The organism is Microbispora sp. CA-102843, assembly GCF_050936215.1.
Taxonomy (GTDB): domain Bacteria; phylum Actinomycetota; class Actinomycetes; order Streptosporangiales; family Streptosporangiaceae; genus Microbispora.
The window spans coordinates 7,885,132-7,907,762 of sequence record NZ_JBNJNF010000001.1 but is presented as its reverse complement, the minus strand read 5'-3'; the positions used below and the strand labels follow the sequence as shown (position 1 = coordinate 7,907,762).

The 22,631-nt window shown below is 70.9% G+C and carries 17 protein-coding genes; 9 read left to right on the top strand and 8 right to left on the bottom strand.

The genetic code is table 11. The annotated features are described in order from the left end of the window. Window positions 1-189: 189 nt before the first annotated feature. The 3 genes from ACQEVJ_RS36515 to ACQEVJ_RS36505 all read right to left on the bottom strand — a co-directional run bounded on the left by ACQEVJ_RS36515 (window position 190) and on the right by ACQEVJ_RS36505 (window position 5,622). Entirely contained in the window at window positions 190-1,035 is an 846-nt protein-coding gene (locus ACQEVJ_RS36515) for a carbohydrate-binding protein (protein ID WP_433109174.1), read from the bottom strand. Window positions 1,036-1,201: 166 nt separating this feature from the next. Beyond that, window positions 1,202-4,387, bottom strand: coding sequence for a M28 family peptidase (locus ACQEVJ_RS36510; protein WP_433109172.1), 3,186 nt, complete (start codon window positions 4,385-4,387; stop codon window positions 1,202-1,204). A 287-nt stretch (window positions 4,388-4,674) separates the two neighbouring features. Beyond that, window positions 4,675-5,622 carry a LysR family transcriptional regulator gene (locus tag ACQEVJ_RS36505; protein ID WP_433109170.1) on the bottom strand — a complete coding sequence of 316 codons (948 nt, stop codon included), beginning with the start codon at window positions 5,620-5,622 and terminating at the stop codon, window positions 4,675-4,677. A gap of 431 nt (window positions 5,623-6,053) precedes the next feature. On the opposite strand from ACQEVJ_RS36505, the gene ACQEVJ_RS36500 reads away from it, so the two are divergent. Then, window positions 6,054-7,301 carry a pectate lyase gene (locus ACQEVJ_RS36500; protein ID WP_433109168.1) on the top strand — a complete coding sequence of 416 codons (1,248 nt, stop codon included), beginning with the start codon at window positions 6,054-6,056 and terminating at the stop codon, window positions 7,299-7,301. Between the two features lie 112 nt (window positions 7,302-7,413). Here the strand turns inward: ACQEVJ_RS36500 and ACQEVJ_RS36495 are convergent, their stop codons facing one another. Then, window positions 7,414-8,766: a M20/M25/M40 family metallo-hydrolase gene (locus ACQEVJ_RS36495; protein ID WP_433109165.1), complete on the bottom strand. Its 1,353-nt coding sequence runs from the start codon at window positions 8,764-8,766 to the stop codon at window positions 7,414-7,416. Window positions 8,767-9,008: 242 nt separating this feature from the next. Between ACQEVJ_RS36495 and ACQEVJ_RS36490 the strand changes: the two genes are divergently transcribed. Both ACQEVJ_RS36490 and ald read left to right on the top strand, forming a co-directional pair. Then, a complete protein-coding gene (locus ACQEVJ_RS36490; protein ID WP_433109163.1) occupies window positions 9,009-10,391 on the top strand; it encodes an aspartate aminotransferase family protein in 1,383 nt (460 codons plus the stop codon). A gap of 68 nt (window positions 10,392-10,459) precedes the next feature. Then, a complete protein-coding gene (gene ald / locus ACQEVJ_RS36485; RefSeq protein ID WP_433109161.1) occupies window positions 10,460-11,575 on the top strand; it encodes an alanine dehydrogenase in 1,116 nt (371 codons plus the stop codon). A 16-nt stretch (window positions 11,576-11,591) separates the two neighbouring features. Here ald and ACQEVJ_RS36480 read toward each other — a convergent pair whose 3' ends face one another. Genes ACQEVJ_RS36480 through ACQEVJ_RS36470 form a run of 3 tightly spaced genes read right to left on the bottom strand, consistent with a single transcriptional unit; the run spans window position 11,592 to window position 14,385 of the window. Then, window positions 11,592-13,088: a tetratricopeptide repeat protein gene (locus ACQEVJ_RS36480; RefSeq protein ID WP_433109159.1), complete on the bottom strand. Its 1,497-nt coding sequence runs from the start codon at window positions 13,086-13,088 to the stop codon at window positions 11,592-11,594. Window positions 13,089-13,147: 59 nt separating this feature from the next. Next, a complete protein-coding gene (locus tag ACQEVJ_RS36475) occupies window positions 13,148-14,182 on the bottom strand; it encodes an urease accessory protein UreH domain-containing protein (protein ID WP_433109157.1) in 1,035 nt (344 codons plus the stop codon). Window positions 14,183-14,184: 2 nt separating this feature from the next. Further along, on the bottom strand, window positions 14,185-14,385 hold the full coding sequence (locus tag ACQEVJ_RS36470) for a hypothetical protein (RefSeq protein ID WP_433109155.1): 201 nt from the start codon (window positions 14,383-14,385) through the stop codon (window positions 14,185-14,187). Window positions 14,386-14,641: 256 nt separating this feature from the next. On the opposite strand from ACQEVJ_RS36470, the gene ACQEVJ_RS36465 reads away from it, so the two are divergent. From ACQEVJ_RS36465 to murQ, 6 genes are all read left to right on the top strand, one after another. Then, window positions 14,642-16,456: an ABC transporter substrate-binding protein gene (locus ACQEVJ_RS36465; protein ID WP_433109153.1), complete on the top strand. Its 1,815-nt coding sequence runs from the start codon at window positions 14,642-14,644 to the stop codon at window positions 16,454-16,456. A gap of 3 nt (window positions 16,457-16,459) precedes the next feature. After that, window positions 16,460-17,467, top strand: a complete 1,008-nt coding sequence (locus ACQEVJ_RS36460; protein ID WP_433109151.1) for an ABC transporter permease — start codon at window positions 16,460-16,462, stop codon at window positions 17,465-17,467. Beyond that, entirely contained in the window at window positions 17,464-18,372 is a 909-nt protein-coding gene (locus ACQEVJ_RS36455) for an ABC transporter permease (RefSeq protein ID WP_433109149.1), read from the top strand. Before ACQEVJ_RS36460 ends, ACQEVJ_RS36455 begins: the two co-directional genes overlap by 4 nt. Window positions 18,373-18,374: 2 nt before the next feature. Further along, window positions 18,375-19,406, top strand: a complete 1,032-nt coding sequence (locus ACQEVJ_RS36450; protein ID WP_433109147.1) for an ABC transporter ATP-binding protein — start codon at window positions 18,375-18,377, stop codon at window positions 19,404-19,406. Then, on the top strand, window positions 19,403-20,407 hold the full coding sequence (locus ACQEVJ_RS36445; protein ID WP_433109145.1) for an ABC transporter ATP-binding protein: 1,005 nt from the start codon (window positions 19,403-19,405) through the stop codon (window positions 20,405-20,407). The genes ACQEVJ_RS36450 and ACQEVJ_RS36445 overlap by 4 nt, the downstream gene beginning before the upstream one ends. Before the next feature lie 89 nt (window positions 20,408-20,496). Next, the gene (murQ, locus tag ACQEVJ_RS36440) at window positions 20,497-21,471 is read left to right on the top strand and encodes an N-acetylmuramic acid 6-phosphate etherase (protein ID WP_433109143.1); all 975 of its coding nucleotides are present in this window, start codon (window positions 20,497-20,499) and stop codon (window positions 21,469-21,471) included. 32 nt (window positions 21,472-21,503) lie between these two features. On the opposite strand, the gene ACQEVJ_RS36435 is transcribed toward murQ, so the two are convergent. Then, window positions 21,504-22,400: a MurR/RpiR family transcriptional regulator gene (locus ACQEVJ_RS36435; protein ID WP_433109141.1), complete on the bottom strand. Its 897-nt coding sequence runs from the start codon at window positions 22,398-22,400 to the stop codon at window positions 21,504-21,506. Between the last annotated feature and the right edge of the window lie 231 nt (window positions 22,401-22,631).

Genomic DNA, 22,631 nt, shown 5'->3' with positions numbered 1-22,631 from the left:
TATCGCCGAGGGCTCCTCGCCCTATGCCCCGGCAAGGTGTGATTTCACCTACACGAGACGAGGCCCGGTCAGCGGTGACCGGGCCTCGTGAGTGGGGGGAAGGGTTCGCTGGGAGAACGGCACGGCCGCCGGGGCGTCCGGGCTACGTCGGCCGATGGCGCGGCGGCCGTGCCGGGTCGTGGCCCGCGGCTAGCCGATGCGCTGCCACAGCGCCGGCACGTTCGGCGGCTCCCAGCCGACCTGGGCGGTGTGTCCCTGGAGGCAGCGGTAGGTCGAGCCGCCGTAGGTGACCGTGTTGCCGGCCGCGTACGTCCGGCCGGCCTGCCAGGTCCCACCGGGGCTGGTGGTCGGGCTGGCGCTCGGGCTGGGGGACGGGCTGCTGGTGGGCGGCGCGCCCTGGACGTTCAGCACGAAGTCGAACGTCGCCTCGCGGCCGGTGCCGTTGGTGCGGACGTTCATCAGCAGCCTGGCGTCGTAGATCGTGTCGGTGCTGTTGCGCGGTTCGCCGGGGAAGTACAGCTGCGTCGTGAGGATGGGCTTGTTGGGGGCCTGCGCCTTCACGTGGATGTGCCGTGTCCGTCCCGGGTACAGCCCGGGGACGATCGTGGTCAGCTTGTACGCGCCGTTGGCGTCGGTGTACTGGTGGCCGCGGAAGTTGAAGCCGACGTTGTCGTAGGCGCCGTTGTTGTCCGCCTGCCAGAAGTCCAGCAGCACGTTGGCGAGCGGCTGGCAGGAGAGCCCGAAGACGTAGCCGCTGAGGGTCAGAGGGGTGCCGCTGCCCGGCAGCGTGGTGCGCTGCGGGGAGTTCGGCTTGAAGTACGGGCCCTCGATCTGCTCGACCGTCGGCTCGTCGTCGTCGCAGAAGGGCGTGGGGAGCAGCGGCGCGCCGGTGCCCACGACGTCGCGGGCGAGTGAGGCATGGGCCGCCGTGCCCGCCAGGATCGACATCGGGGCGCCGATCAGCGCCGCCTTGAGCAGGGTCTTGCGGGTGATCCCGCCCGGCCTTTCCTCGTCTCCGAGGTCTACGGGTTCCATGGGTTTCCTCCACCTGGGTGGTTCGGGTTCGGCTTGTGGAGGAGTCAGGACGGCGGCCTCCCCTCCGCGAGGTACGCCGTCCTGACTCCTCACCGGGCGGACGGCTTCCGCCCGGTCTGGAGACGTCGCCCGCTTGCGCGAGTCAGGTCCGGGCGACGTCGTGTGGTCAGACGGGCTGCCAGAGGGCCGGGACGTTCGGAGGCTCCCAGCCGGGCAGCGAGGTGTGCGACTGGAGGCAGCGGTAGGTCCTGCCCGCGTACGTCACCGTCTGGCCGACGGTGTACGGGGTCCACTCCTTCCAGGTGGTGTCGCCCTGGCCGCCGCCGACGGTGAGGGAGAAGGAGGCCGAGTGGTGAGCGCTGCTCCCGTCGGCGTTGAGGCTGATGGAGTACGTGCCCGGCGCCGCGCTCGCGGTCGTCGAGATCGTCACCTGGGACGACTGCCCCGTGGTGATCGTCTGCGGCGAGAACGACACCGACACCCCGGCGGGGACGCTCGACGCCGACAGCGTCACCTGCTGGGCGTTGCCCGAGCTGACCTGGGTGGACAGCGTCGTGGTCGTCGACTGGCCCGCCTGCACCGACGCCGAGGACGGGCTCACCGAGACGGTGTAGTCGTCCGTGGGCGGCTGCCCCTGCCCGACCGCGAGCTTCCACAGCACGTACGCGATGCCGTCGGCGTTGCGGTCCAGGACCGTGGTGTTGATGTTGGACGGGTAGGTGTCGCACGCGGAGTGGTAGCAGCGGTCGAAGGCCTGCCCGGCCGTGCCGCCCCACTTCTGCGCCTGGGCCGCCGACTTGATCGTCTCGGCGCCGGTGAAGACGCCGCCGACCCGCACGCCCGCGTTCTTGAACGGGGTGTGGTCGCTGCGGCCGTCGCCCTCGGTCTCGATCTCCGTCGGGATGTTCAGCGTCGCGTAGTAGTCGTTGAACAGCTTCTGGAGCGCGGCGTCGTCGTCGTAGACGAAGTAGCCGGCGTTGGGCGAGGCGGTCATGTCGAAGTTGAGATAGGTCTCCACTCCGGCGGCGCCGCCGTTCTGGACGTAGTAGGTCGAGCCGACCATGCCCAGCTCCTCGGCGCCCCACCAGGCGAACCGCACGTGCTTGGTGAGGGTCGGGTTGCGCGCGGCGAGGGTGAGCGCGACCTCCAGCAGCGAGGCGGAGCCGGACCCGTTGTCGTTGATGCCGGGGCCCGCCGCGACGCTGTCCAGGTGGCCGCCGAGCAGGACGGTCGGGCTCGCCGGCCCGCCGGTCCAGTCGGCGATGAGGTTGGTGTGCGTCTGGCCGTTGTAGGTGAAGCTCTGCGTCCGCGTGGTGTATCCCGCGGCGTCGAGCTTGCCCTTCACGTAGTTCAGCGCGTTGGTGTACGCGCTGGACGGCGAGGGCCGGTTGCCGATCGACTGCAACTGCTGCAGGTGGGCGTTGATGTTCGCCACCGGGATGTCCGGCGTGCCCGGGTCGGGATTGCCGGACCCCACCGTGAGCGAGTAGGTCGCCTGCCTGCTGACGCCACCGCCGTCCGCCACGATCGTGATCGGGTAGGCGCCCGCGGGCGTGCTCGCGGACGTGGCCAGCCTGAGCTGCGAGCTCTGCCCGGCGGTGACGGTGGCCGGGGTGAACGTCGCGGTGACGCCGGTGGGCAGGGTGCCGGTCCGCAGGGTGAGCTGCTGAGCGCTGCCCTTGGTGACCGTCGTGCTCACCGTGGTGGTCGCGGGCTGGCCCGCCTGCACGCTTCCGGAGGCCGGATTGACCGAGACGGAGAAATCGTTGCCGCCCGGGTCCGCGGTACAGGTCGGGTCGTTGGTCGCCGGGACGCTGACGGCGGTCCAGGCCGCCTTGACCGCGTTGAACTCGGTGCAGCTGCCGGGGAACAGCGACTTGGCGGCGTTCAGCGTGTTCACCCGCGCCTTGGCGTGCGTACGCGGGAGGGTCTTGAGGTTCAGCGAGGCCATGAAGATCTGGCCGGCCTTCTGGATGCCGATGCCGGTCAGCGACGACGGCCCGCTGCAGACGGGGCTGTTCGGCTTGCCGCCGCCGGGGTTGGTGCCCTCGGCGAGCAGGTAGAACCAGTGGTTCTGCGGGCCGGCCGCCGAGTGGACCTCGGTGTTGGGAATCGAGCTGCTGTAACAGTTCGGGTCGCCGTTGGTCGACGGCTGGTACATGTACCGGATCGGCCCGCTGCCGACCAGGTTGACCTTCTCGCCGACCTGGTAGTCCGGTGGGTCGTTCGGGTTGTTGGCGTAGTGCTCCAGCAGCGCGCCGAAGATGTCGCCGGTCGACTCGCCCATGCCACCGGCCTCGTTGCCGCTGCCCGCGCCGGCGCCGCTGTACTGGTCGATCGCGTGGCCGAACTCGTGGCCGACCACGTCCATCGAGGTCGCCTGCTGGTTGTTCGCCTGGTTGTGCCCGAACGAGGTGGAGCTGCCGTCCCAGTAGGCGTTGACGTCGTTGAGGCCTACCTTGATGGGGAACCCGCCGCCCGAGCCGTTGATGCCGTTGCGCCCGAGCCAGTCGCGCAGCATGTTCCACTCGGTCTGCACCGCGTAGAGCGCGTCGACACACGCGGTTTCGAGGCTGGTGCCCGAGGCGTTGCCCCAGTCGTCGTCGGGTCCGGTGTAGGCGGCGCCGTTCTGGCCGCCGCAGCGCACGCCCGGGCGGGTGGTGTCGGTCATCGAGTAGCTGCCGCCCGACCCGGAGGTCTGGATCGTCACCGGGTTGCCGTTGTAGTAGCTGTGCCCGACGCCGGCCTTCACGTCGTCGTAGGAGTCGAGCACCTTGCCGGTGACGGCGTCGACGAAGACGTGCAGGACGCTCGGGACGCCGCCCTTCTTCCTGCCGGTGACCACCGTCTCCCACGCCAGCCTGGGCGTGTCGAGGGCGGCGTCGACGAGAAGCGTGGGCGTGCCGACGGACTCGACCGAGGACAGCAGGCCGCGCGCCTTCACGGCGGCCTGGGCCTCGGTCACGCGGGGCACCTCGGAGACGTTCAGCTCGGTGCGCTGACCCGTGGTGACGACCTGAACCGTCTGCCCGGAGGCGTCGGTGGAGACGATGACGTCGCCGCCGTGGACGGGCAGGCCCGCGTGGGTGCGGGTGTAGGTCAGGTAGCGCAGCCCGCCCGCGCCGGTGACGGTGCGGGCGAGCGCGAACTCGTCCGAGGGCGCGGTGTGCAGCGCCTCCGCCGAAGCGGTGAGCGCGTTCGCCGCGCTGGCGAGTGCGCGCGCCTCGGGGCCGGGTGGGGCCGTGGCGCTCGACGCGGAAGCCGGCGTTGTGGCCGCTCCCGCGAGGGATGACGAGGTCAGGGCTACCGCCGTCAGTACGGCCAGCGCCGCTGACCTTGCAGGGGGTCTCACTCCTGGTGACTCCTGTCCCTTGGGGGGTTGAGGGGAGGAGCCCGGCCGGGGCTGAGACACACCGTGACATTCGCGAGGGGAGACGGGTAACCCCGCACCTTCCTATACGGTCGCGCTATAGGGAGTGTCCCGTGATCTTTTGCCGTAGCGAGGATCGGCCAGATGGATGCATCGCAAGGCCGAGGAGGAGCCCATAGCGGAGCTATGGGCGACGACGAGAACGCAGCGAGGCGCCATCTGGGCGACCGCAGTAGGCGAGAAAGATCACGGGACACGACCCTAGGGGGCTATAGCTGGGAAAGAGGCCCGTGACGCCCGAGCCAGTCCTGGTAGACCGACGACTTCTCGGCGTCGGCCCAGTACGCCCGGCGCACCGCCGCCACGAGTCCGGCGATGTGCGGATCGACGGGACCTGCCTCGGTCCAGCCGATCAGGTGGCGGAAGCTGAGCGGCGTCCCGGCCAGCGGGCGGATCGTGATGCCCGGGTAGCCGCGGCTGGTGGCCTGGAACATCCCGACGCAGCGGCCCGCGGCGATCAGGTCCACCGCCACGCTGAGGGTGGCCTCGCAGCCGATCTTCGGGACGAACCCCGCCCGCGCGCAGGCCTCGCCGAAGTGCTCGCGGTGGCCGACCTCGATCATCACCGGCAGCGACCACTCCTCCTCCGCGAGGTCGGCCAGGTCGATCTCCCGCCGGGCGGCCAGGGGATGCGACTCGGCGACCCCGACGAAGATCGGCTCCCAGGCGACCGGCGCGTACCCGACGCCGGCGGGCGGCGTGAGCGGAAGGCCGGGGTAGTCGGCGAGCGTCGCCAGCTCCAGCCGCCGTGAGCGCAACAGGCTCGGCAGCACGTCCATCGCCTCCTCCGTCCGCAGGGTGACCTCGGCGTCCGGCAGCAGCTCTCGCAGCGTTCCGATGATGTGCAGCGCGAGGTGGCTGGACATGCAGCCCACGCGCAGCACCCTGCGGCCGGCGAACCTCATGCCGTCACGCCGCAGTTCCTCGAACGCGGGCAGCAGCGAGCGGGAGCGTGCCAGCACCCATTCCCCGAGGGGCGTGGGCGAGGCTCCCTCCCTCCCGCGCTCGAACAGCGGGCTGCCGAACATCGACTCGATGCGCCGAAGCTGAGCCGTCAGGGACGGTTGGGAGGTCTTCAGCGCAGCGGCGGCCTTGGAGATGCTCCCGTGGTCCGCGATGGCGCAGACCGCGCGCAGATGACGCACTTCTAGCTCCACGGCACGAGCGTAATAAGTAAAGAAACTTTGCAGTAGACCCAATAGCGGCTCGTCAGCCCGGGTGACCGCCGCGAAGGGGAGCCTGAGGGTCATCCGGCACCGCCACTCGCGCGAGTGGGCGCTCCCGGAGGGACACTCGGCCCGGCGTGGGCGTGTTTCATGAAAATTTCACGGCCGGACGCCGAGTGCGCCGGCTCTCACCTGGACGAATCGGCGCGTGCTCGGATCGAGCGGTCACCTGCCCGACACAGAGCATTGACCCGGGTTCCCGAGGTCCGTAATTTTGGCCGTGTTCCGGTTCATGGATGTTGTTCACATCCATGAATTCCCTAAGCGGGACCAAGAGTGGCGCCGCCACCGCCTCGGTCAGGGGTCCTGCACGACCTGCGAGGAGCTCGGCTTTGAGAAGGAGTACCAGAACCGGAGTCGGGGTGATCGGCACCGTCGTCGGGGTCGCCGCCCTGGTCGGCGGCGTCTTCGCCGGCGTCTCCAACGCGGCGCCGAGCGCGGGCGCCTACCGGATCGTGAACGGCGCCAGCGGCCTGTGCCTTACCGTCCCGGGCAGCAGCGGTTCGGACGGCGTGCAGCTCACGGTCTCCGGCTGTAACGGCGCGAGCAACCAGATCTGGAACCTGTCGGCCCAGGGCAGCGGCTTCCGCCTGGCCGCGGGCAACAGCGGCAAGTGCGCCGGGGTGAAGGACGCATCCACGTCCGCGGGCAAGGCCGTCCAGCAGGAGTCCTGCACCGGCTCCTCGTCGCAGACCTGGGAGCTCACCGCCTCGGGATCGAACTACCGGGTGGTCAACGCCAACAGCGACAAGTGCCTGAACACCCAGGACGACTCCACCTCCTCGGGCGCGCTGGCGCAGCAGAACTCCTGCGACTCGGTGGCCACCAAGCAGTGGACCCTCCAGCCTGCCGGTTCCCAGCCGTCGTCGACCCCCACCGTCACGCCGACGAAGAGCCCGACCACCAATCCGACGCCGCCGTCGGGCTGGCCCAGTGCGAACGGCTCGCAGGCGGTCACCAGCACGATCAGCGTCTCCGGCACCGTGGACGGAGGCCTGAAGCGCTACTACGCCAGCGGCAACATGGGTGACGGCGGGCAGAGCGAGAGCCAGAAGCCGATCTTCGAGCTGGCCAACGGCGCGACGCTCAAGAACGTGATCATCGGTACGCCCGGCGCCGACGGCATCCACTGCCTGGGCAGCTGCACGCTGCAGAACGTCTGGTGGGAAGACGTCGGCGAGGACGCCGCGACCCTGCTGGGCAGCTCGTCGTCGCAGGTCATGACCATCGACGGCGGCGGTGCCAAGAGCGCGTCCGACAAGGTGTTCCAGCACAACGGCCCCGGCACCATGATCATCAAGAACTTCCAGGTGGACAACTTCGGGAAGCTCTACCGCGCCTGCGGCAACTGCACGAACTCCTACCAGCGGCACGTCCAGATGTCGAACATCGTGGCGACCTACCCCGGCAAGGCGCTCGCGGGCATCAACACCAACTGGGGCGACACCGCGCGCTTCTCGAACATCACGATCAAGAACGACCCCAACCACAAGATGATCGTGTGCCTGAAGTACAAGGGCGTGCCGAAGGGCAGTGAGCCGACGGAGATCGGCAGCGGCGCCGACGGGACGAACTGCATCTACAGCTCCTCCGACATCCACTACCAGTAAGCGCGCCGACCGGTCCCGCGATCCCCGGGGCCGCGTGTGACGGCGGTGCGAAAAGACGGAAGGCCCGGTGGTCCCCCCCAGCCACCGGGCCTTCCCGTTTGAACGATCGTCGTCAGGTCGCGCCGTGCCAGCCGCCGTAGTCGGCGAGGAACAGGGCCTCGGTCGCGATGATGCGGCGCAGCTCCTCCAGCACCACCCGCTCGTTCGGGGCGTGGATCGAGGCGCCGTCGTCCTCGGCGCCGTACAGCAGGATCTCGGCCTTGGGGAACTGCCGGGCGAGGGCCGCCACCAGCGGGATCGAGCCGCCCTGGCCGACCTGGCGCGGTGCCCGGCCGAAGGCGCGCTCCAGCGCACGCTCCGCGGCGTTCATGGCCGGGCCGCCCGGCTCGATCTGGAAGCCGGAGCCGCTGACGAAGTCGCCGAAGGAGACCTTGACCCCCCACGGCGCGACCTTCTCCAGGAAGGCCGTCACGTCGTTCAGCGCCTGCCTGGCGTCCCCGCTCGCGGGGATGCGGATCGTGACGCGGGCCCGGGCCACCGCCTGAACCGCGTTGATCGCGCCGGTCACCGTCGGCACGTCCAGCCCGGTCACCGTGATCGCGTACGAGGCCCAGAGCCGGTCGGAGAGCGAGCCGTCGCCGACCAGCGACACGCCGTCGAGCACCCCGGCGAGCTCGCGGAACTCCTCCTCGGAGGAGGCCACGCCGGGGAAGGTCCCCGGTTCGAGGCCGGGCACCCGCACGTTCCCCTGGTCGTCGTGCAGGGCGGTCAGCATGCGCATGAGCGCGGCCAGCGCGTCGGGGGCGGCGCCGCCGAACGCGCCGCTGTGCAGGGACTCGGCGAGCGTGCGGACCTCCACGGTGAACGCGGCCATGCCGCGCAGCGACGTGGTGATCGCGGGGTCGCCCACCTCGGGGTTGCCGACATCGGCGATGACCATGGCGTCGGCGCGCAGCAGGTCGGGGTTGGCCTCGACGAACGCCTCCAGGCGCTCGCCGGCGTACTCCTCCTGGCCCTCGATGATGACCTTCACGCCGACCGGGAACCGGCCGTTGAAGGCGCGCAGCGCGGCCACGTGGGTGATGACGCCGCTCTTGTCGTCGGCCGCGCCCCGGCCGTACATGATCCCGTCGACGATCGTGGGCTCGAACGGCGGGGTGCGCCACAGGGCGAGGTCGCCGGCGGGCTGCACGTCGTAGTGCGCGTAGAGCAGCACGGTCGGGGCCCCGTCGGGGGCGGGCGCCTCGGCGAACACGGCGGGGAAGCTGCCCTCGATGGGGATCTGCCGGACGTGTGGGAGGCCGGCGGCGCGCAGCAGTCGCTCCACGAGCGCCGCGGCCTCCAGGACCGGGGCCTCGGAGTGGCCGGGGAACGCGACGGACGGGATGGCGGCCAGGCGCCTGAGGTCCTCGACCGTCTGGGGCATGCCCTCCTCGACGGCGCGCTCGATCTCCTCAGGTGTCACGGCGTTCTCCCGGATGTAAGCGGATCTTCCCGGCTGGTTGGACCCCATTTGACCACAGGTCCGGCGGACCCATCTCCCGCGTCTGGACCGCCTCAATCTACCGTGACGGATTTCGTTGCTGTTACATGTCGATGTCGCGGAATCCGAACTTCTTTCACAGTGAAGCCACGTAATCACTTGGCAAAACGCGGAAGTGGCATGCACACTGTCCAACAGCGACGGATCACCGAGGGAAGGTTGCGATGACGCGCCCCGACGTACTCAAGGCCGCACAGGACAATCTCTGGATGCACTTCACGCGCCACTCCTCCTATGAGGGAGGGGAGGTGCCCATGATCGTGCGCGGTGAGGGCGCCTACGTCTACGACATCCACGGCAAGCGGTATCTCGACGGCCTGGCCGGACTGTTCGTGGTCCAGGTCGGGCACGGCCGCGCCGAACTGGCCGAGGCCGCCGCCAAGCAGGCCCAGGAGCTCGCGTTCTTCCCCCTGTGGTCGTACGCGCACCCGAAGGCCGCCGAGCTCGCCGCGCGACTCGCGGAGCTCACCCCCGGCGACCTCAACCGCGTCTTCTTCACCACCGGCGGCGGCGAGGCCGTCGAGTCGGCCTGGAAGCTGGCCAAGCAGTACTACAAGCTCAAGGGCAAGCCGCTGAAGACCAAGGTCGTCAGCCGGTCCATCGCCTACCACGGCACCCCGCAGGGCGCGCTGTCGATCACCGGCATCCCGGCGCTCAAGCAGGTCTTCGAGCCGCTGGTGCCCGGCGCGATCAAGGCGCCCAACACGAACCTCTACCGCGCCGACGAGATCTCCGGCTTCCCCGGCCTGGAGAAGGACGCCGAGGCGTTCGGCCGCTGGGCCGCCGACCAGGTCGGCAAGGCCATCGAGATGGAGGGCCCGGACACCGTGGCCGCCGTCTTCGTCGAGCCGGTGCAGAACGCCGGCGGCTGCTTCCCGCCGCCCCCCGGATACTTCCAGCGCCTGCGCGAGATCTGCGACGCCCACGACGTGCTGCTCGTGTCGGACGAGGTCATCTGCGCCTTCGGCCGGCTGGGCACGATGTTCGGCGGCCAGAAGTTCGACTACGTGCCGGACATCATCACCTGTGCGAAGGGTCTGACCAGCGGTTACTCGCCCATCGGCGCGATGATCGTCTCGGAGCGGCTGTTCGAGCCGTTCAAGGACGGCACCGAGACCTTCGCGCACGGCTACACCTTCGGCGGCCACCCGGTGTCGGCCGCCGTCGCTCTGGCCAACCTCGACATCTTCGAGCGGGAGGGCCTGCTCGAGCACGTCACGACCAACGAGCCGGTGTTCAAGGCGACCCTCGACCGGCTGCTGGACCTGCCGATCGTCGGCGACGTCCGCGGCTCGGGCTACTTCTACGGGATCGAGCTGGTCAAGGACAAGTCCACCAAGCAGACGTTCAACGAGGAGGAGTCGGAGCGCCTGCTGCGCGGCTTCCTCTCGAAGGCGCTGTACGACGCCGGCCTGTACTGCCGGGCGGACGACCGCGGGGACCCGGTCGTGCAGCTCGCCCCGCCGCTGATCTGCGGCCCCAAGGAGTTCGACGAGATCGAGTCGATCCTCCGTTCGGTGCTCACCGAGGCGTGGGCCCGCCTTTAGACCATGGAGCTCGTGCGGCCGGGTAGGGGGGCGACCGTGACGAGTGACCGTTTGAAAGGACACAACTCATGAAGATCGGTGTGCCCGCCGAGGTCAAGAACCACGAATACCGCGTCGCCGCCACCCCGGCCGGCGTCCACGAGCTCGTCCGTCACGGCCACGAGGTCAGCGTCCAGCGCGGCGCCGGACTCGGCTCCCACATCACCGACGAGGAGTACCTCGCGGTCGGCGCCAAGCTCGTCGAGGGCGCCGACGAGGTGTGGGCCGAGTCCGAGATGATCCTCAAGGTCAAGGAGCCGATCGCGGAGGAGTACCACCGGCTCCGCGCGGACCAGATCCTGTTCACCTACCTCCACCTGGCCGCCTCCCGCGCCTGCACCGACGCGCTGCTCGCGGCAGGCACCACCGCCATCGCGTACGAGACCGTCCAGGTCGGCAACGGCCTGCCGCTGCTGGCCCCGATGTCGGAGGTCGCCGGGCGGCTGGCTCCCCAGGTCGGCGCGTACAACCTGATGCGCTTCAACGGCGGCCGCGGCGTGCTCCCCGGCGGGGTGCCCGGCGTGGCCCCCGCCAAGGTCGTCGTGATCGGCGGCGGCGTCTCCGGCCTGAACGCGGCGCAGATCGCCGTCGGGATGGGCGCGGACGTGACGATCCTCGACGTCAACATCGACCGGCTGCGCTTCATCGACGCCATCTACCAGGGCCGGCTGAAGACGCTGGTCTCCACGTCGTACGCGATCGAGCGGGCCGTGATCGAGGCCGACCTGGTCATCGGCGCCGTCCTCATCCCGGGCGCGAAGGCCCCGACGCTCGTCTCCAACGAGCTGGTCTCCCGCATGAAGCCGGGCTCCGTGCTCGTCGACATCGCCATCGACCAGGGCGGCTGCTTCGAGGACTCCCGCCCGACCACGCACGACGACCCGACGTTCCGCGTGCACGAGTCGGTGTTCTACTGCGTGGCGAACATGCCGGGCTCGGTGGCCAACACCTCCACCTATGCCCTGACCAACGCGACCCTGCCCTACGTCGCCAGGCTCGCCGACAAGGGCTGGAAGGACGCGCTGCGCGGCGACGACGCGCTCGGCCTGGGCCTCAACACCCACGCCGGCGTGCTCACCAACGAGCCGGTCGCGGCGGCGCACGACCTGCGGTACACGCCGGTCGCGGAGATCCTCGCCGCCTGACCGAACACGTGGGGGATCAGCGCAGTCCGAGGCGTCTGCGCAGATCCCTCGCGGTGCCGAGCACGTGCTCGACCTCGGCCGGGGTGGGCCACGGGGCCGTGCCCGGCCGCAGCAGCGTCGCGCGCACCAGGCCGAGGTGCTCGATCGCGGCCCGATGCAGTCCGCTCGCCCGCGCGAGCCACCCGACGGTGTCAGCCGGGCCCACCTCGTCCACGGCGGATAACGTCCCACCGGGGAAGTCGGTGCCGGGCAGGCCGCCGGTGACGAGATCCCCGGTGATGAGATCCCCGGTGACCAGTTCCCCCGTGACCAGGTCCCACGTGCCGAGGATCTCGACCAGGTCCGCGGGCTCCGCCGCCGGGTCGCCGCGCCTGCGCGCCGCCGCGACGACGAGTTCCGCGCGTGCGGCCTGTCCGGGTTCCGCGGGCCGGCTCCAGTAAGGCGGGGCCGGGTCGAGCAGGCATTCCTCGGCCTCGGGGGACGCGCCGAGCAGGGGCAGCAGCGTCCGCAGCTCGACCATGGCGCCGTGGTGCCCGCGTTCGGCCGCCCGCCTGAACCAGTGGCGCCCGCCCTTCAGGTCGTTGTGCTCCGCGATGAGCAGCAGCCCGAAGCGGAAGGCGGCCTCGGGGTCGTCGGCCGCGGCCCGCCCGTACCAGTGGGCGGCCGCCGGCTTGTCGTCCATGCGGGCGCAGACGAGGCCGGCCATCCGCCGCGCGTCGGGCCGCCCGGTCTTCGCCGCCCGTTCGAAGCAGGCACGCGCCGTGGGCAGGTCGCCCCGGCACAGCGCCATGTCGCCGAGCCGGAAGGCCGCGCCGGGGTGGTCGGCGCGGGCGGCGAGCCGGTAGAACGCCTCGGCGCCCTTCTCATCGCGGGCCGCGTGCAGGAGCAGGGCCATGTGATAGGCGGCCTCCGCGTGGCCGCCGCGCGCCGCGTACTCCCACCAGTGCAGCGCCTCGGCCTCGTCGCCCGCGGCGTAGCCCAGGAAGCCCAGGCCGTGGGCCGAGCGCAGGTCGCCGTCCACGGCCGCCCTGAAGTGCCAGCGCCGGGCGCCGATGCCGTCGCCCTGGTCCTCGCACAGCAGGGCCAGCCGCCGGGCCGCGTGGCGGGAGCCGTCCTCGGCCGCCCGCTCGAACCACTTGCGTGCTCCGTCGGTGTCGCCGCGCCGCTCCAGCAGCAGCGAGGCCAGGTTCGTCGCCGCGTCGGCGTCGCCGGTGCCCGCGGCCAGCTCGAACCAGCCGATGGCCTCCTCGGTCGTTCCGTGCGTGCGGTGCCACAGCCCCAGGTTGTAGGCGCTGTCGACGTTGCCCGCCCGCGCCGCCCGTTCCCACCAGTGCCGGGCGCCCAGTCGGTCGTCGCGCTCCGCGCACAGCCGGCCCAGCCGGTGCGCCGCGTCGCGGTCGCCGTCGCGGGCCCTGTCGACCAGGTTCGCCTCGGCCGGGTCCAGGGGTTCAGGGGTGCGCGGGACCGGTATCCCGGGCCACGCGGTCGCCTCCGTCGCTCCCACTAGTGTCATGGGAGACAGGGTGACACGTAACCGAGTCGTCACGGAGGGTTATTGATAAGACGTTGGTGTTAAGGGACGCGCTCGAACCTGACGAAGCCCACGTACATTCCCATCCCGCAGGCGTAGCGCAGCCGACCCTCCGGGTGGGCCGCGAGCCGCACCACGCGCTCGCCCGTCACGGGGAGCACGACGTCGCTGTCGTCGATCGCGAGCGTGCGCGTGCAGCCCCGGTTGTCCTTCGTCCTGAAGACGATTTCGACGGGCCGATCGGCGGCGGCGACGGCGATGCCGGGCCGGAAACCCTCCGCGGTCGCCCAGATCGTGAGCCGCTGTACGCCGTCCGTTCCGGTGAGGGCGCGTCCCGCGGCGGCGGCGGGGGAGCCGAACTGTGGCAGCGAGAAATCCGGGAGCCAGCCGCCGAGCCGCAGGCCGGAGGCGACGGTGAAGAGCCCGGCGGCCAGGGCCGCGATCCCCGCCAGGGCGGCCAGCCTGGTCGAGGCGAGCGTGCGCAGCAGCAGTCCCAGGGCGGCGAAGGCGGGCGCCGTGCCGAGGGCGAGCCCCGCGAGCGCGGCCGCGCCCCCCAGCGCGGAACCCGCGGAGACGGCCACGACCTCCATGCCGATCGTGACGCCGCAGGGAACGAAGATCGTGGCCATGCCCAGTCCCGCCGCCCGCAGGAGAGCCGGGGAGCGCGCACCGGTGTCCGGGGGACCGGTCGCGCAGGCGGAAGACGGCGGGTGGCCGCTTTCCGAGGCGGGTCCCTTCCTCGCCGGCGCGCAGCCCGTCTCTCGGCGCCGGCGGAGCATCCGTACGGCGAGCACGACCACCGCGGTTCCGGCGGCGACGAGCAGCGCCGCTCGGGTGCGCGGGCCGATCTGGACGACCGCGCCCGCCAGGCCGAGCAGCGCCCCGAGGGCGGTGTGGGCGGCGAGCCTGCCGGTCAGGAACGCGGCCACCGGCGGGAGACCGCGCGACGGGCCGCGCGGGTTCCCGGAGGGGGAGACGAGGCCGATGAGGAGGCCGCCCTGGACCGCGGCGCACGACGCCGTGCCCGCGGCCAGGCCGGCGGCGAGGCCCCCGGCGAACAGGGCGGCCGGGTTCACGGTCAGCCGGTGAGCGCGAGCTCGTCCAGCGCGCCGGTCTTCGCCGCCTCCACGAGTGAGCCGAGTTGGTCGAGGCTCATCTCCACCTTCTGGCCGAAGTCGTCGGTGATGACGACCTGACGCTCTGCCGGGGCGGAGGCGTCCACGAACAGCTCGGGGCAGCCGCAGCTGCAGTTGCCACAGAATCGGGCGATGGACTTCACGCCAGTCCTCCTCGTACGGCGGGGCCTTTGCTCGCAACGTAATGTGATCGCATGGGGGCGACCAGTAACAGTTCGCTGACCGGCCGGAGAGAAGACCGCCACTTCCGGCGGGCGATTACGGCGCTCGGTTTCGCCGCGATTCGGATGAAGGAAAGTTGCAGAACCCTCACGAGTTTTGCAGATTATTGACCTGAGCTTGGGCCGCCGCATAAAGTCCGGACAAGATCCGCATCAGAACAACCCCCCGGAGCGGTCAATGAAACGTCTGACAGCGGTCGCGGCGTTGCTCAGTCTCGCGGCCGTCGCGGCATGCAGCGGCGGCGGCACGAGCGGGAACTCCACAGGCGGCGGTGGCGGCGTCTACACCACGGTCGATATCAACAAGCCGCAGCTCGACGTCAATGCGCCGATCAACCCGTGGAACCCCAAGGGCAACGCGTTCTGGGGCTACAACGCGATGAGGATCGCCTGGGCGAAGAACACCCTCACCGACCCGAACCAGTTCTATCCGGGTATCGCGGCGAGCTGGGACATCGCGCCGGACAACTCCTCCATCACCCTCCACCTGCAGCCGGGCAACAAGTGGTCCGACGGGCAGCCCGTCACCGCCGAGGACGTGAAGTTCTCCATCGCGCTGGCCTATACCCAGGGCAGCACCGCCTTCGCGGTCGATCCCGGCGCGGCCGGCGCCGCCTCGGACGTCGAAGCCGTCGACGACAAGACCATCAAGATCACCCAGGACATGAAGAACCCCAGCGTCACGTTCGTGCGCGGGGTCATGGACGCCTTCGTGGTGCCCAAGCACGTGTGGCAGAGCGTCGTTCCCGCCGACTTCTGGGACACGCTCAAGGCCGCCCGCGGCGACGGCCCGGAGGCGGAGGCGGCGCGCGGGCAGATCAAGGCGCTGTCGGAGAAGGTGCTCGCGTTCGCTCCGGCCCAGGACGTGTCGGCCGGGCCGTTCGTCCTCAAGCGGATGAACCCCGGCGAGGCGCTGCTGGTGAAGAACACGAACTTCTACAACGCCGCCAACGTCGCGCCCGACCAGCTCAAGCTGCTCAACACCACCGGCAACGAGCAGATCTGGAACTACCTGACCTCCGGCAAGCTCGACAACGCTCCGTTCACCGCGGTGCCCGCCGACGTGATGAAGCGCATCAAGGCGACGCCCGGCAACCAGGTCATCAAGGGCTACTCCCCGGTGGCCGTCTCGCTGGCGTTCAACCAGGCGAAGAAGCCGTACGACAACGTGCACGTGCGGCGCGGGCTGGCCTACCTGATCAACCGTGAGGAGGTCACGCAGATCGCCTCTCCGGAGGGCGGCACGGCGGCCGTGACCACCTCGGGCATCCACCAGAAGGCCGCCAGGGAATGGCTCGGCGCCGAGCTCGACGCGCTGGAGCCGTACAAGATGGACCCGGCCAAGGCCGAGAAGGAGTTCACGGAGGCCGGTCTCCAGAAGAAGGACGGCAAGTGGACGCTGGCCGGCGGCAAGCCGTGGAAGGTGACCATCCACATCCCGGCGCCGTTCTCCGACTGGGTCTCCGCTGCCAAGGCCATCACCAGCGAGCTCACCGCGGCCGGCGTGGACGCCGAGGTGGTGACCACCGCCGACTACCCGCTCTACCTGTCGGAGCTCGCCGAGGGCAAGTACGACCTGGGCTTCTGGCTCATCGCGCTCGGCCCCGCGCCGTACAACATCTTCCAGCGCCTGTACGGCTCCTCCAACGGCTGGAACATCCTGGGCGGCAAGGTCAAGCACTCGGCCGCCGGCAAGGACGGCAACTGGATGGGCGGCCCCGAGACGATCGACGTCGAGGGCGCCGGCGCGGTCAACCCCGGCGAGCTGACCACGCAGCTCAACAGCGTCAGCGGCGACGAGCAGAAGGCGGTCATCGCCAAGCTCGCCAAGGCGGCCAACCAGGACCTGCCGGTGATCCAGCTCTGGGACTACGTGAACACCCAGTTCGTCAACACCAACCGCTTCACCGGCTTCCCCGCCGACGACAGCGACCTGCTGCGCCAGCCCTCCGGCGTCTGGCTCCAGCTTGGCATGATCAAGAAGAAGCAGTAATCAATGGCGGTTCTCCTCCGGCGGCTCGCGGGCCATGTGGCCCGCGGGTTCGTCATGATCCTGGTCGTCACGACGATCAGTTTCCTGATCATCAGGAGCGTGCCCGGCGACCCGCTCCTGGCCCGTTACCAGAAGCTCGTCGAGCAGGGCATGGCCCCCGACGCCGCACAGCGCGCGGTCGAGGCGTTGTACGGCTTCACGCCGAAGGGCAGCCTGTGGGAGCAGTACCTCCACTACATGGGCGGGCTGGCCCACCTCGACCTCGGGCAGTCGCTGTCCGTGCCCGGCGCCGACGTGTCCACCGTGCTGTTCTCCGCCGCCAAGTGGACCGTGATCCCGGTGCTCGCCGGGACGCTGCTGAGCTTCCTCGCCGGTGTCGTCATGGGCGTGTACGCGGCGATCAAGCGGACCGGCGTGCTGGGCGACCTCCTCGCGATCTCCGGATCGCTGCTGCACGGCGTCCCGCAGTACGTGCTGGCGCTGCTGCTTGGGGCGATCTTCACCACGCTGATCCCGATCCTCCCCGCCGGGGGAACGGCCGACATCATCATCGACCCCGGCTTCACCGCCGACTACATCGGCTCGCTTGTCCAGCACGCCACCCTGCCGGTCGTCACGTACGCGCTGGCCGGTTACGGCGGGTGGATCCTCGCGATGAAGTCGAGCGTGGTCACCGTGCTCGGCGACGACTTCATCCTGGCCGCCGAGCTGCGCGGGATGAAGCGGTCGATCATCTTCCGCTACGTGGCGCGCAACGCGATCCTGCCGCTGTTCACGATCCTGGCGCTCTCGCTGGGCCTGCTCTTCGGCGGCGCGATCTTCATCGAGCGCATCTTCAACTACCCGGGCCTGGGGCTGATGCTCATCGACAGCATCAACAACCGCGACTACTCGCTGATGGGCGGGGCGTTCCTGCTCATCACGACCGCGGTCGTCGTCGCGAACATCGCCGCCGACCTGCTCTACACGGTCATCGACCCCCGGGTGCGCGGCGGAGAGGAGGCCGCATGAGTGCCACGATCGTGCCGGAGGCGGAGGCGGGGGCCGCCGCGGCCGTCCGCCGCAACTTCTGGCGGGGCGTGTGGCGGGTCATGCGGCGCAAGCCGAGCAGGATGGCCGGGGCGGTCATCCTCGCGGTGTTCGCCTTCATGGGGATCATCGGGCCGATGCTCTACCCTGACCCGCTGCCCCGCGATACGAGCGCGCTCTACGCCCCGCCGAGCCTGCGGCATCCGTTCGGCACCGACTTCGAGGGCACGGACGTGCTCGCCCTCGTCGTCACCGGCTCCCGGTACGTTCTGCTGACCGCCGTCGTGACGGCCGTCATCACGGTCGTGGTCGGCGCGGGGATCGGGCTGTTCGCCGGGTTCCGGCGGGGCCGCTGGGACACCGTGCTCATGCGGTTCACCGACATGAAGCTCACGATCCCCGGGTTGCCGCTGCTGCTGGTGCTGTCGACGGTGTGGAAGTTCACCGGCGCCGTCGAGATGGGCCTGGTGCTCGGGCTGCTCGGCTGGGGCGGCGTGGCCCGGGCCGTGCGGTCGCAGACGCTGTCGCTGCGCGAGCGCGGCTTCATCGAGGCTGCCCGGGGTCTCGGCCTGTCCACGACGCACATCGTCGGCAGGGAGCTGCTGCCCGGCATGGCTCCGTACATCGCGATGAACGCGCTCATCGCGGTGACCGGCGCGGTCTACGCGCAGGTGGGCCTGTTCTTCCTTGGCGTCCTGCCGTTCGAGGCGAACAACTGGGGCGTCATGCTCAACCTCGCCGTCTTCGGCGGCGGCGCGCTGACCACGACGGCCGCGTTGCCCTACCTGCTGGCGCCGCTGCTGGCGATCCTGCTGCTCACGCTCGGCATCGTGCTGGTCGTGGACGCCATGGACGAGATCTTCAACCCCCGGCTGCGGGAGGAGTGAGCATGGCTCCCGAGCAGAGCCCTCCCGGCGTGCGGATCCGCGGGCTGACCGTGGTGTACCGCACCCCCGCCGGCGAGCTTCCTGCGGTGTCCGGCGTCGACCTCGACCTCGCGCCCGGCACGATCACGGGCGTGGTCGGCGAGTCGGGCTCGGGCAAGTCCACGCTCGCGCTGTCGCTGCTCAACGCCGTCCAGCCGCCCGGCAGGATCGCGGCGGGCAGCGTCGAGATCGACGGCCTCGGCGACGTCGTGGCGCTCGGCGGCGAGGGGCTGCGCCGGGCCAGGGGACGGCACGTCGGGTACGTCTTCCAGGCGGCGCAGAACTCCCTCAACCCGCTCAAGACGGTCGGCAAACAGGTGCTCGACCTGGGCCGCTCCCACGGCGTCGAGGATCCGCGCGGCCTGCTGGCGGACGCCCGGGACCTGCTCGGCCGGATGGGCCTGGACGGCGCCCGCGTGCTCGACTCCTACCAGCACGAGCTGTCCGGCGGCATGCGCCAGCGGGTCGGCATCATGCTGGCCCTGGTGCTGAACGCCCGCCTCGTCGTGCTGGACGAGCCCACGACCGCCCTCGACATGATCACGCAGTCGACGATCCTGCGCATCGTCCGTGAGGTGCACGCCGAGCGCGGGCTCACCACGCTCGTCATCACCCACGACCTCGGGGTGGTCGCCGAGGTCGCCGACCGGCTCGCGGTCATGTACGGCGGGCGGGTGGCCGAGCACGGTCCCACCCGCGAGGTGCTGGCCGAGCCGCGTCACCCGTACACGCGGGGGCTGCTCGGGGCCATTCCGCGCCTCGTCGGCGACATCGGCGAGGCGCGCGCCCTGCCGGGCCGCCCGCCGACGCTGGCCGACATTCCCGCCGACGGGTGCGTGTTCCGCGAGCGCTGCCCGCTGCGCATGGACGTGTGCGAGACCGGCAGCCCGCCCGTCGTCACCTGGGGCTCCCGGTCGGCGGCGTGCCACGCCGTACGGGACGACGACGGGGACAGACCGGCCGTGGCCGCCGCGACGGGGGAGGACCAGGCGTGATCAGCGGGACCGGCATCACCAAGACGTTCCGGCAGCGCGGCGGCGTGCTCGGCGCCCGGGAGGTTCCGGCGCTGCGCGGCGTGGACTTCGCGATCCCGAAGGGCGGCGCCGTCTCGTTCATCGGCGAGTCGGGCTGCGGCAAGACCACGCTCGGCCGGATCATCGCCGGGCTGGAGACGTGCGACTCCGGGGAGATCGTCATCGACGGCGTGGCGATGTCGTCGCTGACTCATCGCAGGCGGCAGCCGTACTTCCGCCGGATCCAGCTCATCCACCAGGACCCGTACTCCGCGCTGAACCCGACGCGCACGATCCACCAGGCGCTGGCCGCGCCGCTCGCGCTGCGGGCGGGACAGACGGGCCGGCCGCGCTCGTGGGCGGACGAGCGGGCCCGGGAACTGCTCGGCCTGGTCGGGCTCGACCCGGGCTACGTGCTGCCGCGCTATCCCCACCAGCTGTCCGGCGGCATGCGCCAGCGCGTGGTGATCGCCCGCGCGCTCACCGTCGACCCCGAGGTCCTGGTCGCCGACGAGGCCGTCTCGATGATCGACGTGTCGCTGCGCCTGGGCATCCTCGCGCTGCTGAAGGACCTGCGCGAGCGGCTCGGGGTGAGCGTGCTGTTCATCACCCACGACGTGGCGACGGCCCGCTACATCGGCACCGACGGCGAGCTGTACGTCATCTACCGCGGCCAGGTCGTCGAACGCGGCCCGGTCGAGACCGTCATCTCCGCTCCGGTGCATCCCTACACGCAGGCGCTGCTGTCGGCCATCCCGGTGCTGCACGGCCTGGAGTCGCCGGGCGAGCAGCGGGTCGTGCCGGTGGAGGCGTCGGAGGAGCACCCGGACGGGTGCCTGTTCGCGCCGCGCTGCCCGTTTCGGACCGAGCGGTGCGAACGCGAGCGGCCCGCGCTGGGCCGCGACGGTGACATACCGCAGGAGCACGCCTGCTTCCATCCCGAGCACCGCAGCGTGGTCGCCGTGCCGGTGAGCCGGCGGTGAGGAAGCAGTGAGGAGGCGCCGCGGAGGCGTACGGCGAACGAGTGCGGCATCGGGGGAGGCGGGAGATGGAAACCGACGACAGGGACAACATGACTGACCCACTGGCGGGCCTGTCCACAGAGCACGGCGAGCTCAGCGCAGAGCGGAGCGAGGTGAACTCAGAGCGAACCGAGCTTTATACGGAGCAGAGCGATCCGCGTTACCGCGAGATCGACCGGCTCCCGACCGAGGAGATCGCCCGCCTGATGAACGCGGCCGACGCCACGGTGCCCGGCGCGGTGGCCAAGGCCATCCCGGCCGTCTCGGCCGCCATCGACGCGATCGCCGGCCGCATGGCGCGGGGCGGACGCCTGTTCTACGTGGGGGCGGGGACGTCCGGCAGGCTGGGCGTCCTCGACGCCTCGGAATGCCCGCCGACCTTCGGCACCGACCCCGAACTCGTGCAGGGCGTCATCGCGGGCGGCGAGGCCGCGCTGACCCGGTCGGTGGAGGGCGCCGAGGACGACCACGACGGCGGGGCGGCGGCCGTCGCCGACCGCGGCCTGGGCCCGCTCGACTCGGTCGTGGGAATCTCCGCCAGCGGCCGGGCGCCGTTCGTGCTCGGGGCGCTGGGCGAGGCCGCCCGCCGCGGGGCGCTGACCGTGAGCCTGTCGTGCAACCCGGGGTCGCCGCTGTCGGAGCGGGCCGAGCATCCGATCGAGGTGGTCGTCGGCCCCGAGGTGGTGGCCGGCTCCACCCGGCTCAAGGCGGGGACCGCCCAGAAGCTCGTGCTCAACATGATCTCCACGATCTCGATGATCCGGCTCGGCAGGACGTACGGGAACGCCATGATCGAGGTCTCGGCGGTGAACGAGAAGCTCGCGCTGAGGGCGACGCGGATCGTCGGCGACATCACCGGCGCCGGGTCCGCCGCCGCGCGGGCCGCGCTTGAGACGGCGGACTGGAACGTCAAGGTGGCCGTGCTGATGATCGAGCACGACCTCGGTCCGGACGGCGCCCGGGCGCTGTTGAAGGCCAACGGCGACCGGCTGGAGGCCGCCCGCCACGCCGGAGGCGCCGCCTGACCGGTGCCGGCGGGCCGCGTGAAGGGGGAGGCTCAGGCCGAGCGGGCGCGGCGGTGGCCGTCGAGGTAGTCGTCGAGCGCGTCGCGGGTCGCGCGTAAGGCGGCGTCGGAGGCGTCGAAGGTGCGCTGCGCGACGCCGACGAAGACGCAGTCGACGATGAGCAACTGGCTGATCCGGCTGGCCAGCGCGCCCGGCCGGAACGCCGTCTCGCGCCCGGCGGAGATCAGGACGTGGTCGGCGAGCCCGGCCAGCGACGAGCGCGGGTTGTTGGTGATCGCCACGACCGTCGCGCCGGCCTTGCGGGCGACCCGCATCGGCCCGAGCACGTCGGGCGTCTCGCCGGTGCAGCTCACTCCGACGGCCACGTCTCCCTCGCGCAGCAGCGCGGCGCTGGTGAGCGCGAGGTGCGCGTCGGTGAAGTAGTGGCCGGGCAGCCCGATCCGCATCAGCTTCTGCGCCATGTCGGCCGCGACGAGGCCGGAGGCGCCCACGCCGTACACGTCCACGCGGCGGGCGCCGGCCACGGCGTCCACGACCGAGCCGAGCCCGTCGGGGTTGAGCTGGGCCGCCGTGTCGGCGAGCGCCTGCGACTCGGCCCGCGTGACCTTGGCGATCACGTCGGTCAGGGGGTCGTCGGGGGCGAGGTCGCCGGGCACGAGCCGCTCGGGGGTGTCCCTGGCCACGGCCGCCGCCAGCGCGAACCGCAGCTGCGAGTAGCCGGCGAAGCCCAGTGCCCGTGCGGTCCGCACGATCGTCGCCTCGCTGATCCCCGAGACCGCGCTGACCTCCGTGATGGTGCTGCGGGCCACCATCGCGGGATCGTCGAGGATGAGGCGCGCGATGGTCTGGGCGGCGGGGGTGAGCGAGGGCAGCACCGCACGCACCGTCGCGATCGGGTTGACCGGTGCGGCGCCCTCGTTCTCGTTCATGACGTGCAGCCTCTCCTGTGCGCGATCAGCTTAGATCCACGCGCCCGCCGGTGGCGGGACAACGGGACCAGAAGTCCACATGTCGAGACATGTACGGCGTGACCTGGATGCCCGGCGCCGTCTCCCACGAGAACCTCTTGGGGCAGATTACACGTCGATGACACTTTCTTTTATCCGCATTGATCTGAAAGTAAGTTTCTGCCAGTGTCGTGATCGCTGCATCCCCCCGGC